At 31.8% G+C, this 1783-nt stretch carries 2 protein-coding genes; both read right to left on the bottom strand.

Annotation, left to right across the window (positions count from 1 at the left end; all coding sequences use genetic code 11):
* A partial coding sequence (locus J6Y29_04095) for an AAA family ATPase (GenBank protein ID MBP5427053.1) occupies window positions 1-602 on the bottom strand: 602 nt, incomplete at its 3' end.
* A gap of 313 nt (window positions 603-915) precedes the next feature.
* A complete protein-coding gene (locus J6Y29_04090) occupies window positions 916-1497 on the bottom strand; it encodes a helix-turn-helix domain-containing protein (protein MBP5427052.1) in 582 nt (193 codons plus the stop codon).
* Window positions 1498-1783: the final 286 nt, after the last annotated feature.

Here is a 1783-nt window from a genome sequence, read left to right as displayed (position 1 = left end):
GCAGGCATTCCTCCAACTACCATATACTCTCTAAAATTATCCATCATAACTTCAAATTGTACCTTACCAAGTGGCTTTGTGTTTAACATACACTGATATATATCTTCAATTTGTTCCTGTTTATATCCCTTTGCCCACAAAAATTCCTCAAAATCCAATGAATACATAGTGTAGTCAATCTTATTTCCTACACTATTTGACTCTATCTCTTTGTAACTTATACCCATTAATGAACCCGAACAAATTACATCAAATCTTTTATCTTTATTAAATGATTTTAATGATGTTGCACAATTAGGACACGCCTGAAGTTCATCAAAAAAAATCAATGTTTCTTTTGGTATAAATCTAAAATTAGGATTCTTAAAAGAGATATTTTTTATAATCTCATCTACATCAAATCCATCGTCAAATATATCTAAATATTGCTTTTGTAGTGCAAAATTTATCTCCACTACATTTTTATAATTATTCTTTGCAAAATTCTCTATAGCCTCTGTTTTTCCTATCTGCCTTGCACCTTTAACAATCAATGGCATTTTGTGCTTATCTTTTTTCCAATCATTCAAATATTGATCTATTTTTCTTGGTAGTCGATTCATTTTTATCACCTCTATTTTAGTCAAGCCCCGCTTGCATGCCAGATTTGTCAAATGTTAGCAACAAATTACATATACAAATTCGTGTACATCCACTTGGAGCATATAATTCAGTCGGAGCTTGAACTTCCACTGAATTGGATACGTATGCCCACCACTTACGATATAAACACTAAAGTGTGGGACACCTATCAGATTGAATTATATCACAAAATTCCTATAATATTTAGGGACAATTTTCACAAAATTCCTGGTACTTTTTGTTATACTATTCACATTTTTCTCAAAACACCAATTGACTAACTAGAAAAAGTGGTTATATTTTCTTTTCAAATAATCCATGCAAATTACAATAAGCATATAATTTGCCTTTTCCTCTATTTAAAAATCTAGCTTCTGCCGTTTGCTCTGGGTATAGCTTTACAATCTCACATCTATTATCAGTTACATACGCAATAAATGACATATAATGTTCTTTAGTCATACCATGAGTCATTGAAACATAATATTCGTTTTCAACCATCTCACAATTCATTGTATGTTTTTCATTCTCGGGTATTGGCTCTAAAACTTGCAAAGTAATACCACAGCAGCAATTTACACTCTCTCCCAATGAATGAATTATATTTTGGCAAATTGGACACACCGAAAATTTTGATTTTAACATATTGCCTGCTGTGTTAGTATTAGTTATGTATTTGCCATTTATAAGTTCTATTATAGATATATTTAATGCTTTTGATAATTTCTCAATTAATTCAGTGTCTGGCAAGCCCTTTCCTTCTTCCAAATCAGCTATTATAGTATCACTAACACCAATGATATCAGCCAATTCTTTTTGTGTTAGATTTTGCCTTTGTCGTAATTCTTTTATTATTTCGGATGTTGTTGTGTTCATTTGTACTCCTCCTGTAAAATTTTATCGTAGTATTCTTCTTGTATTGTATACTTTTATTATGATTATGACAATAAGAAAATTAGGATAGCAATTAGCACAGCAACTATAAAAGAAATGTTATTTTCTGTAATATTTTGTACAACCATATAACTCAGTCGGAGATGTCCCCCGCCTCTAAGCTTGAAAAAGCGTAGGCGGTGGGTACATATTTACAATTCAGTGGGAGTTCAAGCTCCGACTGAATTATAACGCTCCGCGTGGATGCACACGGATTTGAATGGTAAGT

The sequence above is a fragment of the Clostridiales bacterium genome (assembly GCA_017961515.1).
Classification (GTDB): domain Bacteria; phylum Bacillota; class Clostridia; order Acetivibrionales; family RGIG10202; genus RGIG10202.
This window is presented reverse-complemented; position numbering and strand designations above follow the sequence as displayed.

Coding starts and splice junctions, on each gene's coding strand:
- J6Y29_04090 (MBP5427052.1), bottom strand. CDS start 1,497: ATGAACACAACAACATCCGAAATAATAAAAGAATTACGACAAAGGCAA.